Here is a 15486-nt window from a genome sequence, read left to right as displayed (position 1 = left end):
ATGACGCAGCGCCGCCTCTCGCTGTTCGGTGCGACGGGATCGGTCGGGCAATCGACCCTCGATCTGGTTCGGCGCGACGGCGAGGCGTGGCAGATCGGCGTGCTGACGGCGAACAGCGACGTGGCCGAGCTTGCGAAGCTCGCCCGCGAATTTCGCCCTGACATCGCGGTGATTGCGGACGAAGCGCGCTATGGCGAGCTCGCCGAGGCGCTGGCCGGCACCGGCATCGACGTGGCGGCGGGGGCCGAGGCGCTGGTCGAAGCGGCGCAGCGACCCACGGACCTTGTGATGGCGGCCATCGTCGGCACCGCCGGTCTCGCGCCGACGATGGCGGCACTTGCCGCCGGCTATGATGTGGCGCTCGCCAACAAGGAAGCCCTCGTATCCTCGGGCGACCTGATGACCGCGGTGGCGCGAACGTCGGGCGCGACGATCCTGCCCGTCGACAGCGAGCATAACGCGATCTTCCAGTGCCTCGCGGGCGGGCGGATCGATCAGGTACGCCGCATCATCCTGACCGCGAGCGGTGGCCCGTTCCGCACGATGAGCGCCGACGACATGACGCGCGTTACCCCCGCACAGGCTGTCGCGCATCCGAATTGGTCGATGGGCGCCAAGATCAGCGTCGATTCGGCGACGATGATGAACAAGGGGCTCGAACTGATCGAGGCTCATCATTTGTTCCCCGTCGGGCTCGATCGCATCGAAATCCTCGTCCACCCGCAGTCGGTGATTCACAGCCTCGTCGAATATATCGACTGCTCGACGCTCGCGCAGCTCGGCTCGCCCGACATGCGCATTCCGATCAGCAGCGCGCTCGCCTGGCCGCAGCGGATGGCGACACCCTGCGCGCCGCTCGACCTCGCCAGCATCGCGCGGCTCGATTTCGAGGCGCCCGACGAGATCCGCTTTCCCGCGACCGCGCTCTGCCGTGCCGCGATTGCCGAGGGCGGTGCGCGCCCCGCACAGCTCAACGCCGCGAACGAGGTGGCGGTCGCCGCTTTCCTCGCGGGACGCATTTCCTTTCCCGCGATCGTCGATACGGTGCGCCGCGTGATCGATGCCGATGCGCCCGCGGTGCCGACATCGCTTCAGGACATATTCAGCGTCGATGCCGCATCCCGCGCGGCTGCTCAGCATTTTGTGGACCAATATGAACATGCCTGACATTCCGCTTTGGCTTTATCCGATCGCGTTCCTCGCGGTGCTGGGGCCGCTCGTGTTCGTCCACGAATATGGCCATTACATCGTCGGCCGCTGGTGCGGGGTGAAGGCCGATACCTTTTCGATCGGTTTCGGACGCAAGATCCTCGGCTGGACCGACAAGCGCGGCACCGAATGGAAGATTGGCTGGCTGCCGCTCGGCGGCTATGTCCAGTTCGCGGGCGACCGCGATGCGGTAAGCCAGCCCGACGCGACGTGGCAGCAACTGCCAGCCGACCAGAAATTGCACACTTTTCCCGCGCAGCCGGTGTGGAAGCGTGCCCTCATCGTCCTTGCGGGACCGGTGACCAACTTCCTGTTCGCGATTGCGATTTTCGCAGCGTTCAACATGACCTATGGCGTTGCCACGGTTCCGCCGGTGATCGGCGGCGTGCAAGCAGGTAGCGCGGCCGAGGCGGCGGGTCTTCGTATTGGCGACCGCATCGCCAGCATCAACGGACAGTCGGTCGATAGCTTCGGCGATATACCGAAGATTGTGGCCTATGATCTCGGTCGGCCCGCGAGCCTCGATATAGCGCGTGGCGAGCAGCGGCTCGCGATCACATTGCGCCCGCGGGTCACGACCGAAACCGACGGTTTCGGGAACAAGGCCGAGGTGGCAATCATCGGTATCCAGTCGGGCGCGCTGAAATATGCCCCCGTCGGTCCGTTGGCGGCGGTGAAGGCGAGCGCGTCGCAGACCTGGAACATCGTCCAGTTGACCGGCAAGATACTGGGGCAGTTCGTCACCGGCCAACGCTCGGTCAAGGAAATGGGCGGGCCGATCAAGATCGCGAAGCAGTCGGGTGAGCAGGCGACCTTGGGCGTTGCCGCCCTGATCGTCTTCGTGGCCTTCATTTCCATCAATCTGGGGTTCATCAACCTCTTGCCATTGCCGATGCTCGATGGCGGTCATCTGGCCTTTTACGCCTATGAAGCGATCCGGCGCCGCCCCGCGCCGCCGCAGGCGCAGGAATGGGCGTTCCGATTCGGCTTTGCGGCAATCGTGACCCTTATGCTGGTCGTGACTTTCAATGATTTGGGCTCAATTGGCGTGTGGGACAGGATCGCCCGCTTGATTGGCTAGCGAGTCTGGGGCAGGGAGTGGCGCGCGAACCCGCGGTCAGGCGGGTTTGTCGCTTTTGAGTTATTTTTTCGGGATGAACAGCGTGGCTTCACACAAACTCTCGGCGCGGACACAGCTGTCGGCCCTCCTCATGGCAGGTACGATGCTGGCGACGCCGGTGATGGCGCAGGAAGTCGCGCCGCCGCGCGTTCCTGCTCCCGCCGTCCCGGCTCCTGCACCCGAAGCGGCCCCCGCGGCGACGACGGTCAAGTCGATCACCGTCGTCGGCAACCAGCGGCTCGAGGCGCAGACGATCCTGTCGTACCTGCGCCTGCGCGTCGGCCAGCAATATGACCGGTCGATCCTCGATCAGGCGCTGAAGGATCTGGCCGCGACCGAATTGTTCAAGGATTTCCAGATCACCGACAACGCCGGTGCGCTGACGATCCAGGTCACCGAAAACCCGGTGATCAACCGCGTCATCCTCGAAGGCAACAAGCGCCTCAAGGAAGACAAGATCCGGCCCGAGATCAAGCTCGCGCCGCGCCAGATCTTCACTCGCTCGAAAGTCCGCGCCGACGTTGCGCGCATCATCGAACTCTACAAGCGCCAGGGCCGCTTCGCCGCGACGGTCGAGCCCAAGATGGTGTCGCTCGACCAGAACCGCGTCGACGTGGTGTTCGAAATCAACGAAGGGCCGAAATCGAAGGTCCGCCAGATCAACATCATCGGCAACGAGAAGTTCAGCGACGGCGACCTCAAGGACGAGATGGCGACGAAGCAGTCGAGCCTGATGACGATCCTGTCGTCGAACACCAGCTACGACCCCGATCGTCTCGCCTATGACCAGCAGAAGCTCAAGCTCTTCTATCTCACCAACGGCTATGCCGATTTCCGTACAATTTCGGCGGTGGCCGAGCTGACGAGCAACAAGCAGGATTTCATCATCACCTATGTGGTCGAGGAAGGCGAACGCTACAAGTTCGGCGACATCGACGTGAAGAGCGAAATCCGCGACTTCCAGCCCGAAATGCTGAAGAAGCTGCTGCCGATGAAGAAGGACGACTGGTATGATGCCAAGCTGGTCGAGGACACGATCGAAAGCCTGAGCGAAACCGCGGGCCTGTTCGGCTATGCCTTTGCCGACATCAATCCCGAATTCCGCCGCGACCCCGAAACGCGGACGATGGCGATCACCTTCAACGTCGCCGAAAGCCCGCGTACTTACGTCGAGCGGATCGACGTCAACGGCAACACGCTGACGCACGACAAGGTCGTGCGCCGCGAATTCCGCCTGAACGAAGGCGACGCGTTCAACAGCTTCGGTGTCAAGCGCACCGAAAACCGCATCAACAGCCTTGGCTATTTCCAGGAAAATCTGGAAATCCAACGCAAGGAAGGCAGCGCCCCCGACCGCATCATCCTCGAAACCAATGTCGAGGAAAAGCCGACTGGCGAACTGTCGCTGTCCGCCGGTTTCTCGTCGATCGAGAATTTTCTGCTCCAGGCGTCGATCCGCCAGCGCAACTTCCGCGGCCTCGGCCAGCAGCTCCAGGCGTCGGTCAATTATTCGAGCTATTCGAAGTCGATCGAACTCGGCTTCACCGAACCCTATCTGTTCGACCGCAATATTTCGGTAGGCGGCAGCGTCTATCGCCGCGATTTGAACTCGTTCAACTTCATCAACAACGACCGCCGGACGACGTTCCAGCAGGTCACGACCGGCCTGCAGCTCAACGCCGGTGTGCCGCTGACCGAATTCATGTCCTTCTTCGCGCGCTACAGCATCAATTTCGACGATGTGACGCTCGATAAGGGTATCTATTATTTCGGCGACCAGTGCGACCCGCTCGTCGCCGGCCGTTACCTCTGCGATGCAATCGGCAACCGCACGACCTCGCTGCTCGGCTACACGCTCGCCTATGACGACCGCGACAACCGCCTGCGCCCGACGCGCGGCCAGTCGCTGTCATTGAGCCAGGATTTCGCGGGCCTTGGCGGCAGCGTCAAATATGTCCGCACCCGCCTTTCGGGCAGCAAGCACTTCAACCTCGGCAGCCGCTTCATCCTCAACCTCTCGGCCGAAGGCGGCTATATCTATCCGTTCGGCGGGCGTCCGACCCCGACGAGCGACAAGATCCGCCTGACCGACCGCTTCTTCCTCGGCGAACCGCAGATGCGCGGCTTCGACATTCGCGGCGTCGGCCCGCGCGTCATCCGCTACGGCTCAGTCAATATCAGCGATCCGGCCAATCCGGTGCTCGACACGACGACCGACGATCGCGGTCAGATCGACGACGCGCTCGGCGGCCGCGCTTATTATCAGGGCCGGCTCGAACTCGATATTCCGCTCGGCACGGGGGCGAAGGAAATGGGTCTTCGTCCGTCGATCTTCCTCGACGTCGGTTCGGTGTTCAGCGTGCGCAGGCCGCAGCTCACGACGCTTGAGGATTTTCGTGATACGCGTCCAGGCGTAGCCGGCGAAGGCTTGATAAAATATCGCTGTCGCAAGGCATCGACGAGCGAGGATGTCTTCGCGACGCTGACCCCGAATACGACCAATCAATATACGACGTGCGACACGGCAAATGGCTTCAGCGCGCTTCCGCCGTTCGAGGAACGCTTCTTCGGCGATACGTGGATGCCGCGCGTGTCGATCGGCGCCGGGGTGAACTGGAACTCTCCTTTCGGTCCCTTCCGGATCGACTTCGCTTACGCCCTTCGCAAAGAAGAGGGCGATGATACCAAACGCTTCTCATTCAATGTAGGAACCCAATTCTGATGAAGAAAATCCTTGCCGCCTCGGCGCTGGCGATTGCCACGCTGTCGGTTTCGCCCATTCTGTCGGTCCCCGCGATCGCCCAGGCAAAGGGTGTCGGCGTCGCCGACGTCCGCGTCGCCGCTGCGCGTTCGAACGCCTTCCAGACCGCCTCGACGCAGATCGAAACGACCTACAAGGCGCAGATCGACCAGCAGCAGTCGCGCGGCCAGACGCTGCAGGCCGAAATCAACGTCCTCATCGCCAAATATAACGAAGAAGCGAAGAAGACCCCGGTCAACCAGACTGCGCTGCAGGCGGCCGCCAAGGCCGTCCAGGACAAGCGCCAGTCCGCGCAGACCGAACTCGGTCAGATCGGCGCGCCCGTCGACCTCGCCATCGCTTATGTCGAAGACCAGATCAGCGTTCGCATGAACGAAGCGATCAAGGCCGCGATGACCGCGAAGAAGGTCGACCTGCTGGTCAACCCCGAGGCGGTGATCGCACGCGAAAACAATGTCGACATCACTGACGCCGTGGTCGCCGAACTCAACCGCATCCTGCCCAACGTGTCGACCGCGGTGCCGGCGGGTTACCAGCCGGGCCAGCTTGTCCAGCAGCGCAATCAGCAGCTGATGGACCAGGCGCGCGCCGCACAGGGCGGAACGCGTCCGGCGACCCCGGCTCCGGCACCGACCGGCACCGCACCGACGACCCGCTAAGATCGATGACGGACGGGGAAAAGCCGGACGGCGCGATGGGACCGGTGGATATCCGCCGGATCCTGACGCTGCTGCCGCATCGTTATCCGATGCTGCTCGTCGACCGGGTGGAATCGATGGTGAAGGACACCTCGATCCACGCGGTCAAAGCGGTGACGATGAACGAGCCTTTTTTCCAAGGGCATTTCCCCGGCCGGCCGATCATGCCCGGCGTCCTCATCGTCGAGGCGCTGGCGCAGGCCGCCGGCATTCTCGCAATCGAATCGATGGGCCTCGCGGGCACGGGCAAGCTTGTCTATTTCATGGCGATCGACGGGGCGAAGTTCAGAAAGCCGGTCGAACCCGGCTGTCTGCTCGACCTGCATGCCACGATCATTCAGGCCAAGCGCAGCGTTTGTCGCTTTGAAGGCAAAGCGATGCTGAATGGCGCGCTCGCCGCGGAATGCCAGTTCACTGCAATGATCGCCGACCCGCCGAGCGACTAAGCGTTAGATAAGCGGCACCGGCCGCTTCCGGCGTGAGCCGGAAAACAAGCGCCCACTTGCCAAATCCGGCATTCGCCGTTAGGGGACGCCGCTTCGCGTCCCCGGACGCACAGACTCGGCTGCTGGTCGGTAACCAGCGGCACAGGAGCCAAGAGACATGAAAAAAGACATTCACCCCGCGTACCACATGATCAACGTCAAGATGACCGATGGCACCGAATATCAGACGCGCTCGACCTGGGGCAAAGAGGGCGACACGATGACGCTCGAAATCGACCCCACCGCGCACCCGGCCTGGACCGGCGGCACCGGACGCATGCTCGACGCTGCGGGCCAGGTTGCCAAGTTCAACAAGCGTTTCGGTGGTCTTACCCTCAAGCGTTAAGCCTGTATTTGATCCTCCCTGTGCCGCAGGCATGGGGAGGGGGACCGCTCGCGTAGCGAGTGGTGGAGGGGCGGCGCTATAGCCCCTCCGTCAGCGCTTCGCGCTGCCACCTCCCCATCTCTTCGCGACAGGGAGGATCGGAAATTATGCCAAAACCTTTGAAAGCGCGCTTTGCCACCCGGCAAGGCGCGTTTTGCGTTTGTCGGCATCCAGCGCGGGGGTGAAGCGTGTCGCGGTGCCGCGCATCGCTTTCGCCGCGCTCGCCAGGTCGGGATAGAGCCCCGCGCCGGTTGCGGCGAGCATCGCGGCGCCGAGCGCCGTGCTCTCGACAAAATCGGGCCGCTCGACGGTCAGGTTCAGCACATCGGCCAGATCCTGCGCCATCCAGTCGTTCGCCGCCATGCCGCCATCGATCCGCACCTCGGCCCAGTCGACCCCATCGGCGGCGAACGCCGATTTCAGGTCGTGCGCCTGATAGGCTTGCGCTTCCAGCGCCGCGCGCGCGACATGCGCCTTGGTCGTCGCGAAGTTCAGTCCCGATATTGCCGCAAGCGCATCGGGGCGCCAGTGCGGCGCGCCAAGCCCGGTGAGGGCAGGGACCAGATAGACGCCGCCATTGTCGGCCACCGATCGCGCCAACCCCTCGCTCTCGCCCGCATTGGCGAGCAGGCCGAGCCCGTCGCGCAGCCATTTGATCAGGCTGCCCGCGACGAACACCGATCCCTCCAGCGCATAGGAGCGAACATCGCCCTCCTGCACCAGCACCGTCGCCAGCAGGCGGTTGTTCGATACTGGCCGCGTCGTGCCACTAGCCGACAGGATGAAGGCGCCGGTGCCGAAGGTCGCCTTGGTCTGCCCCGGCGACAGGCATGCCTGTCCGATCGTCGCCGCCTGCTGATCGCCCGCCATGCCGCAGATCGCGATCGCGCCGCCGAACAGCGCCGGGTCGGTCGTGCCGACGCGCGTCGTGCAACCGGTGATTTCCGGGAGCAACGCCATCGGTACGCCGAGCAGATCGCACAATTCGCTATCCCAGCCGCCATTGCCGTTGATGTCCATCAGCAAGGTGCGCGACGCATTGCTCGCGTCGGTGACATGCGCCCCGCCGGTCAGGCGATAGACGAGATAGGATTCGACCGTCCCGACCGCGAGCCGGTCGCCCGCCTCCTTGAGCTGCGGCCAGTTTTTCAGCGCCCAGCCGATCTTGGTCCCCGAAAAATAGGGATCGAGCAGCAAGCCGCTCTTCGCCTGCGCTTGCCCCTCATGCCCGGCCTCCTTCAGCGCGGCGCAGTCGGCAGCCGAGCGCCGGTCCTGCCACACGATCGCGCGGGCCAGCGGTTCGCCGGTCGTGCGGTCCCAGAACACCACGGTCTCGCGCTGGTTGGTGATGCCGATCGCGGCGATATGATCTGCGCCGCCGGCCTGCGCGATCATCTCGCGCGTGCAGGCGAGGGTGGCTTTCCAGATTTCGGCGGCGTCATGTTCGACGAGGCCGGGGCCGGGGTAATGCTGCCGGATCTCGCGCTGCGCGCTGCCGAGCGGCGTGCCGTCGGCGCTGAAAAGCATCGTGCGGGTCGAGGTGGTTCCCTCGTCGATAACGATGATCTTCTCGGCCATTTTCCTCTCCCTCTTCCGCTTTTGATGCAGAAAGAAAGGCGTCGCGACAAGCCGCGCGACACTAACATTCGTAATCACCTTGCAAAATTGCGGGCGCTATGCCATATATTGTGCAGCGCAGCATGGCGGGCCTCCCCGCCGCAACCACCGGCAGCGTGATTTTCCCGCCCAAATCAGGCGCGGGACGAGCCGGACCAGCGCTTTGTCCCCAGAGGCACCCTTTCACGCGGGTCGTTTCGAACCCGCGGCCGTGCGCCGTCCGTTCGATGCGAACGGATGCGCCTGCGCGTCGCCCTATGTGAGTATTTTATGACGACTTTTAACGACTTTGGCCTGCACGCCGACATCAATCGCGCGCTTGCCGCCAAGGATTACACCACCCCGACCCCGATCCAGGTCCAGGCGATCCCGCCGCTGATGAAGGGCCGCGACCTCTGCGGTATCGCGCAGACCGGCACCGGCAAGACTGCGGGCTTCTCGCTGCCGTCGATCCACCACCTTTTGACCTATCCGCACCGTCCGACCCCGCGCGGCTGCCGCATGCTCGTTCTCGCGCCGACGCGCGAACTCGCGGCGCAGATCGCGCAGAGCTGCCGCGACTATGGCCGCTTCACCAAGCTCAGCGTCTCGACCGTGTTCGGCGGCGTGCCGATCAACAAGCAGATCCGCGACCTGTCGGGCGGCGTCGACATCCTCGTCGCCACGCCGGGCCGCCTGCTCGACCTGATCGACCAGCGCGCGCTGCGCCTCGACGATGTCGAAATCTTCGTCCTCGACGAAGCCGACCAGATGATGGACATGGGCTTCATCCACTCGCTGCGCCGCGTCGCCAAGCTGTTGCCGTCGCGCCGCCAGAACCTCTTCTTCTCGGCGACGATGCCGAAAGAAATCGCGCACCTTGCCGAACAGTTCCTCGAAGATCCGGTCACGGTGTCGGTGACGCCGCAGGCAACCACCGTCGAAAAGATCAGCCAGTATGCGACCTTCGTCGAACAGAAGGAAAAGCAGGCGCTTCTCCATTCGGTCGTCGCCAGCGAAGACATCGACCGCGCACTGATCTTCACCCGCACCAAGCATGGCGCCGACCGCGTCGTGCGTCACCTTGCGGGCGCGGGCATCAAGGCGATGGCGATCCATGGCAACAAGAGCCAGTCGCAGCGCACCCACGCGCTGCAGGCATTCCGTTCGGGCGACATCAAGCTGCTCGTCGCGACCGACATCGCCGCGCGCGGTATCGACGTTTCGGGCGTTTCGCACGTCATCAACTTCGAAATCCCGAATGTGCCCGAACAATATGTCCACCGCATCGGCCGCACCGCGCGTGCAGGTGCCGAGGGCAAGGCGATCAGCTTCATCGCGCCCGATGAGCGTCCGTACATGCGCGATATCGAGCGCGTGACGCGGAGCAAGTCCGAGCCGATGCCGCTGCCCGAAAATTTCAACGAGCTCGTGCGCAACCTCCCGAAGCCGGTTGCGGGACCGCGCGACACCGGCAGCCAGGGCCGTGATCCGAACCGCCAGCGTCAGGATGCCAACCGCGGCCGTAACGGCGGTAAGCCGCAAGGCGAACGCGGTCCGCGCCGTGATGGTGCGGGCGCGGCGGGCGAAGGCGCCGAAGGCCAGCGCAAGCGCCGCTTCCGCCCGCGCAACAAAAGCGTCGGCGCCCACAAGGGTGCGGTAACCCGCGTCGGTTGACGCATGCCTCCCGTCCGCTAGGCTCCTCTAGCCCCTCCCCTTCAGGGGAGGGGGCAGTGAGACTTGGTCCGGCATAGCCGGCCCTTTAGTCGAGCGGGGTGGGGGCTATCAACCTGGCGCAAGGCCGACAGCCCCCACCCCAACCCCTCCCCTGAAGAGGAGGGGCTTAAACCTGGGGGCAGCGGATGACGGACATAGGGGAAACGGCAACCATCGACAGTCGGCAGAGCGAGCGGAAGGTCATCCTGGCCTCGTCGCTCGGCACGGTTTTCGAATGGTATGATTTCTATCTCTACGGCCTGCTCGCGACGATCATCTCGGCGCAATTCTTCTCAGGCGTCAACGAAACCACCGGCTTTATCTTCGCGCTCGCGGCCTTTGCGGCGGGCTTTGCGGTAAGGCCGTTCGGCGCGCTGGTGTTCGGGCGCATTGGCGACCTCGTCGGACGCAAGAACACCTTCCTCGTCACCATGGGCCTGATGGGCGCCTCGACCTTCCTCGTCGGCATCCTGCCCAGCTATGCGTCGATCGGCGTCGCGGCGCCGGTGCTGCTCGTCGCGCTCCGGCTCGTCCAGGGGCTTGCGCTCGGCGGCGAATATGGCGGCGCCGCGACCTATGTCGCCGAACATGCGCCCGACGGCAAACGCGGCCTCTTCACCAGCTTCATCCAGACCACCGCGACGCTTGGGCTGTTCGCGGCGCTCGGCGTCGTCATCGTCATTCGCTCGGTCATTGGCGAAGAAGCCTTCGCCGACTGGGGCTGGCGCATTCCCTTCCTGATTTCGGTGATCCTGCTCGGCGTCTCGCTGTGGATCCGCCTCCAGCTCGAGGAAAGCCCGATCTTCAAGAAGATGAAGGAAGAGGGCACGACGTCGAAGGCGCCGCTGACCGAGGCTTTCGGGCGCTGGGAAAATCTGAAATGGGTGATCGTCGCGCTGTTCGGCGCGGTCGCGGGGCAGGCTGTGGTCTGGTACTCGGGGCAATTCTATGCGCTGTTCTTTCTCGAAAAGACGCTGAAGGTCGACGGGGCGACGGCAAATATACTGATCGCCATCGCGCTCGCGCTCGGCACGCCTTTCTTTATCTTCTTCGGCTGGCTCAGCGACAAGATCGGGCGCAAGCCGATCATCCTCGCGGGCTGCGCGCTTGCCGCGCTTACCTATTTTCCCGCCTTCCACATGCTGACCTCCGCTGCCAACCCCGCGATGGCGAAGGCGCAGGCGAGCGCCGCGGTCACGGTCAATGCCGACCCCGGCGCCTGCGCCTTCCAGTTCGATCCGGTGGGCAAAGAGAAGTTCGAAAGCACCGGCTGCGACATCGCCAAATCGGCGCTCGCCAAGGCAGGGGTCAGCTATACGAGCGTCACCCGCCCGCGCCGCACTGGCGAAGCCGCAGACGTATGGATCGGCAATCGCGTGCTGGTGGCCCCCGAACCGTGGCGGCTTGCCGAAGAGGACCGCGCTGCCGCCGCCGAGGTTTTTCGCAAGGAACTCGCCGCTGCCACCGCGGACGCGGGCTACCCCGCCAAGGCCGACCTTGCAGCGATGAACAAGCCGCTCGTCGTCGCGATCCTCTTCTATCTCGTGCTGCTCGTGACGATGGTCTACGGCCCGATCGCCGCACTGCTCGTCGAACTCTTTCCCAGCCGCATCCGCTACACCGCGATGTCGCTGCCCTATCATATCGGCAATGGCTGGTTCGGCGGCTTCCTGCCGACCACCGCGTTCGCGATGGTCGCGGCGACGGGCAATATCTATTATGGCCTGTGGTATCCGGTGATCGTTGCGGTGCTCACGCTGGTTGTCGGCCTGCTGTTTCTGCCCGAAACCTTCCGCCGCTCGCTGCACCCATAGCGTCCTGACCTTGGGCATAGATTGACCCAGCGCCCCGGCGCGCTAGGGTTATGCCAGCCTTGAGGGGGGCATGATGATTGCCGACGAAGTAGATTTCGATCCACCGCCGCCACCGCGGCCATTGTTCCGGCGCAAGCGGGTACTGGCCCCGCTCGGCCTGGTGCTGGCGATCCTCGCCACCTTCTTAGCGCTGCGCACGCCCGATACCGATCGCGGCGCGATGATCGCCAAATATGGCGGGCCGAACGCTACGTTCGTCGCGGGACCGGCAGGGCAGCAAATCCACTACCGCGACCAGGGCAAGCGCGACGCGCCCGCGATCGTCCTGATCCATGGCTCCAACGCCAGTCTCCATACGTGGGAACCGCTGGTGAAGCGGCTCGGCGCCACCTATCGCATCGTCACGCTCGACCTGCCTGGGCACGGTCTGACCGGCGCGATCCCCGATACCGATTATTCGGCGCAGGGAATGATGGACGCGGTCGATGTCGTCGCGGCCAAGCTCGGGCTCGACCATTTCGTCCTCGGCGGCAATTCGATGGGCGGCTGGGTCAGCTGGCGCTACGCGCTGGCGGAACCAAGCCGCGTCGATGCGCTGCTGTTGATCGACGCGAGCGGCATGCCGCTGCGCAAGGGCGAGAAGGCGCCGCCGTCGAACGTCGGCTTCCGTGTCCTCGAATATTCCTTCGGCCGCTGGCTCGCGACGCGGGTTACGCCGCGGATGCTCGTCGAGCAGTCGCTGCGCGGGTCGGTCGAGAAGCAGGAGATCGTCGATGACGCGATGATCGACCGCTATTGGGAATTGCTGCGCTTTCCGGGCAATCGCGCGGCGACGGTGCTGCGCGCGCGCATGGACCGCGAACCCGCGATGGCGGCGCGTGTGGGCGAGCTCAGGGCGCCGACCCTGATCCTGTTCGGCGACAAGGACCGGCTGATCAACCCCAGCGCCGCGAAGACCTTCAACGAACGCATTGCGGGGTCGGAGGTCGTGATGCTGCCGGGTATCGGCCATCTGCCGATGGAGGAGGCGCCCGATGCGACCGCGAAGGCGATCGCCGATTTCCTTACGCGGCGGCTTGCTGCCCCGGCGCCTGCTGATCCAGAAACGCGCTGATCCGCGTGGAAATCGCTGCGGCATGGGTGAAGGGGAACAGGTGCGAACCCGGCACCGCTTCCAGCACTGCGCCGTCGATCTGGTCGGCGAGCATCTGACTGTAGCAGGCGGGCATCACCCCATCCTGCTCGCCCATCAGCACCAGCGTCGGGATGTTCTTCAATCCTGACAGAAAGCCGACGCTGCTCCACCCCGTCATCGCGGCACTCTGGTAGGCGATGCCGAGCGGGGTCGCGGTCTGGATCTTGAGCCCGCTCGCCAGCATGTCGTCGTCGAACATCGCCGCCCATCCGATCCCGGGCGCGCCCATGACCGGAGTCGTCGCCATCAGCACGAGACAGCGCATGCGGCCCGGAAACTGGATCGCGATCTGCTGTGCCAGCGCGCCGCCCCAGCTGAACCCGGCGACGTCGATCGTCTTGTGGCCAAGGCGGTCGGCGATCTCCATCACCACCGCCGCGATCGTCGGCGCGCCATAGGGCAGCAGCGCATCGGGCGAGCCGCCGACGCCGGGCATGTCGAGCGTCCACACCTCGCGGCCATGGATCTGCGCGAGCAGCGGCGCGGCGGCGGCCAGATCGGCGCCGATGCCGTTCAGGAACAACAAGGGCGTGCCGGGCGCACCCGCACGCCAGCGCGCGACGCGCAGGCTCAGGCCGTAAACATGCTCGCTGCTGATGGCCGGGCGGCCGCTGATCCTGCTCATGGGGCACGCCTTCGCATATCTGGGTGACAGGCGAAAGGCCGACGGGGCCTATTCGGCCTGTTTTGCGAGGGCGGCGGCTGCCTGCTCATGGCGCAGGCAGTCGAAAATCTTCGCGCCCGCAAGGAATACCGAACCCGTGCAAGCGAGCAGCAACAGTTTGCCGCCGGTCCCCGGATATTCGTGCAGATAGGCGGCGCCGCGCGCCATCGCCCCGACGGCGAGCGCATAGATGATGAGGCACGCTTCGAAGCGGGTCTTGATGACGAACAGGCGTCCGATTTTTTTCAGCATCACCATAGCCTAAGCAAGCGCCGTGCCACCGGCGCAAATGCGGGATTCGGCGCGCCGGGCTTATGGTAAACTGTAAGTTAATCCGACAGGTGAGGGCAAGCCACGAGTGCATCCGCTCGGCGAAAGAGCGGTTCAACTCGTCTCGCGAACGCGCGCCGGCGCGCCCAGCGGACACTCCAGCGCGGCGCGGTCCCAGCTCGCCGCATCGGCCGCCGCGCCATACGTGCGCTCGAGGAAATCGAGCAGCAACGCATCGGGCGACGCCGCCGTCCGCACCGCGTCATAGGGCAGGATATATTCGCCCATGCCGGCGTCGAACCGCGCCGCGGATGGCACGGAATATTCGCGAAAGCCTGTCGGCTCGGGATAGGCATAGGAATAGAAAGCCGGCTCGGGAAAAGCGTCGCCGCCCGGCCAGAAACCCGCGCTGCTGACCTCGTGCGAATAGGCTTCGCGCGTCACCGGGTCGGGCAGGCCGGGCACGCCGCCGGGGTGCGGCGGCGCCGCGCGCCCCGAAAAGCGCGTGACCGCCAGGTCGAAGCTGCCCCAGAAGAAATGCACGGGGCTCGCCTTGCCCAGAAACCCGCTGCGGAACAGTTTGAAGACGCGGTCGACCTGCATCAGCGCGCGCCAGAAACGATGCGCGGCATCGGCATCATAGCTTTTGTGGCTCTCGTCGCGCGCGAACGGGATCGGTTCGGGAACCTCGTTCGGCACGCCATGGATACGCACCGCGATGCCAAGGTCGGCGAGCAGTCCGAGCAACCGGTCGTGGAAATCCGCAACGCTGCGCGGTTCGAGAACCAGTTCGCGTTCCTGCCCCTGGCTCGTGCGGCAGATCAGCCGGTGGACGATGAAGTCGAATTCGATCTCGAGCAGCTCGTGCCCGACCGGAATCGGCGAAGTGGTGAGGCCGCGCGCGCTGACATAGAGCGGCACCTGCCAGCCGTGGTTGAGCCACGGCGTCAACGACAGGCGGATCTTGCCGACGATCTGCGTCCACAGCTGCAGCGTGAGCGCGGTATCGCGCCAGTCGGCCCAGCGCAGTTCGGGCCAGATCGCGGATTGCTCGGTCGCTGACATCGCGGTTTTCCTTGTCGACAAATCGTGCGCCGCCCCCACGTGATGTTTAGCCGTTTCTGTGCCTAAAAATAGCGCGGAATCGGTCCGATCTGCGGCGTCTGGCCGGGGAGGGCGACCTGGACATCATCGACATAGCACCATCCCCAGCCTTCGGGGGGATCATATCCCTCGATAATCGGGTGTGCGGTTTCATGAAAATGCGCGCGCGCGTGGCGACGGGGCGAATCGTCACAGCATCCGACATGGCCGCACGAACGGCAGAGGCGAAGATGGACCCATATGCCGCCGGCAGCCAAGCATTCCTCGCACCCCTTCGCGCTTGGGACGACGCCCTGGATTGCGGATTCGTGCGAGCAGGATGTCATGGCGTTTCCTTATGCTTTAGGACCAATCGACATTCAGCCCATGGCGGTCTGCAAATGGCAATTTCCCGTGCTTCCGGTGCTCACGTACCAGATGTACGCTGCGCTCCGGGTCACGGAAAACCACCATTTTCGACTCACCCTGA

Annotated in this window: 15 protein-coding genes; 10 read left to right on the top strand and 5 right to left on the bottom strand. The window is 64.5% G+C overall.

Annotation, left to right across the window (positions count from 1 at the left end; all coding sequences use genetic code 11):
- From ACREBX_RS03990 to rpmE, 6 genes are all read left to right on the top strand, one after another.
- The gene (locus tag ACREBX_RS03990; protein ID WP_431560457.1) at positions 1-1167 is read left to right on the top strand and encodes a 1-deoxy-D-xylulose-5-phosphate reductoisomerase; all 1167 of its coding nucleotides are present in this window, start codon (positions 1-3) and stop codon (positions 1165-1167) included.
- Positions 1160-2290 carry an RIP metalloprotease RseP gene (rseP, locus tag ACREBX_RS03985; protein ID WP_431560456.1) on the top strand — a complete coding sequence of 377 codons (1131 nt, stop codon included), beginning with the start codon at positions 1160-1162 and terminating at the stop codon, positions 2288-2290. Before ACREBX_RS03990 ends, rseP begins: the two co-directional genes overlap by 8 nt.
- Positions 2291-2363: 73 nt before the next feature.
- Complete coding sequence (bamA, locus tag ACREBX_RS03980) at positions 2364-5051, top strand: outer membrane protein assembly factor BamA (protein ID WP_431560473.1); 2688 nt, start codon at positions 2364-2366, stop codon at positions 5049-5051.
- Positions 5051-5749: an OmpH family outer membrane protein gene (locus ACREBX_RS03975; RefSeq protein WP_431560455.1), complete on the top strand. Its 699-nt coding sequence runs from the start codon at positions 5051-5053 to the stop codon at positions 5747-5749. The genes bamA and ACREBX_RS03975 overlap by 1 nt, the downstream gene beginning before the upstream one ends.
- 5 nt (positions 5750-5754) lie before the next feature.
- Positions 5755-6234, top strand: coding sequence for a 3-hydroxyacyl-ACP dehydratase FabZ (fabZ, locus tag ACREBX_RS03970; protein ID WP_431560454.1), 480 nt, complete (start codon positions 5755-5757; stop codon positions 6232-6234).
- A 157-nt stretch (positions 6235-6391) separates the two neighbouring features.
- Entirely contained in the window at positions 6392-6619 is a 228-nt protein-coding gene (gene rpmE, locus ACREBX_RS03965; RefSeq protein WP_248453964.1) for a 50S ribosomal protein L31, read from the top strand.
- 144 nt (positions 6620-6763) lie between these two features.
- On the opposite strand, the gene ACREBX_RS03960 is transcribed toward rpmE, so the two are convergent.
- Positions 6764-8236 carry a glycerol kinase gene (locus ACREBX_RS03960; protein ID WP_431560453.1) on the bottom strand — a complete coding sequence of 491 codons (1473 nt, stop codon included), beginning with the start codon at positions 8234-8236 and terminating at the stop codon, positions 6764-6766.
- A gap of 309 nt (positions 8237-8545) precedes the next feature.
- On the opposite strand from ACREBX_RS03960, the gene ACREBX_RS03955 reads away from it, so the two are divergent.
- The 3 genes from ACREBX_RS03955 to ACREBX_RS03945 all read left to right on the top strand — a co-directional run bounded on the left by ACREBX_RS03955 (position 8546) and on the right by ACREBX_RS03945 (position 12898).
- Positions 8546-9931: a DEAD/DEAH box helicase gene (locus tag ACREBX_RS03955; RefSeq protein WP_431560452.1), complete on the top strand. Its 1386-nt coding sequence runs from the start codon at positions 8546-8548 to the stop codon at positions 9929-9931.
- 185 nt (positions 9932-10116) lie between these two features.
- The gene (locus ACREBX_RS03950; protein WP_431560451.1) at positions 10117-11784 is read left to right on the top strand and encodes an MFS transporter; all 1668 of its coding nucleotides are present in this window, start codon (positions 10117-10119) and stop codon (positions 11782-11784) included.
- A gap of 70 nt (positions 11785-11854) precedes the next feature.
- Positions 11855-12898, top strand: a complete 1044-nt coding sequence (locus ACREBX_RS03945; RefSeq protein WP_431560450.1) for an alpha/beta fold hydrolase — start codon at positions 11855-11857, stop codon at positions 12896-12898.
- Here the strand turns inward: ACREBX_RS03945 and ACREBX_RS03940 are convergent.
- The 4 genes from ACREBX_RS03940 to ACREBX_RS03925 all read right to left on the bottom strand — a co-directional run bounded on the left by ACREBX_RS03940 (position 12849) and on the right by ACREBX_RS03925 (position 15343).
- On the bottom strand, positions 12849-13604 hold the full coding sequence (locus ACREBX_RS03940) for an alpha/beta fold hydrolase (RefSeq protein ID WP_431560449.1): 756 nt from the start codon (positions 13602-13604) through the stop codon (positions 12849-12851). The two genes, ACREBX_RS03945 and ACREBX_RS03940, sit on opposite strands and share 50 nt — an antisense overlap.
- A 48-nt stretch (positions 13605-13652) precedes the next feature.
- On the bottom strand, positions 13653-13895 hold the full coding sequence (locus tag ACREBX_RS03935; RefSeq protein ID WP_431560448.1) for a hypothetical protein: 243 nt from the start codon (positions 13893-13895) through the stop codon (positions 13653-13655).
- Positions 13896-14027: 132 nt separating this feature from the next.
- Positions 14028-14978, bottom strand: coding sequence for a DUF5996 family protein (locus ACREBX_RS03930; protein ID WP_431560447.1), 951 nt, complete (start codon positions 14976-14978; stop codon positions 14028-14030).
- Between the two features lie 62 nt (positions 14979-15040).
- Entirely contained in the window at positions 15041-15343 is a 303-nt protein-coding gene (locus tag ACREBX_RS03925) for a UBP-type zinc finger domain-containing protein (RefSeq protein WP_431560446.1), read from the bottom strand.
- Here ACREBX_RS03925 and ACREBX_RS03920 point away from each other — a divergent pair.
- Positions 15258-15486 (top strand): hypothetical protein (locus ACREBX_RS03920; protein WP_431560475.1); only part of this gene is annotated, 229 nt, incomplete at its 3' end. The genes ACREBX_RS03925 and ACREBX_RS03920 overlap by 86 nt on opposite strands.

This window comes from Sphingopyxis sp. (assembly GCF_050725655.1).
GTDB lineage: Bacteria > Pseudomonadota > Alphaproteobacteria > Sphingomonadales > Sphingomonadaceae > Sphingopyxis.
The sequence above is the reverse complement of the archived record's forward strand: the minus strand, read 5'-3'. Positions and strand labels throughout refer to the sequence as shown.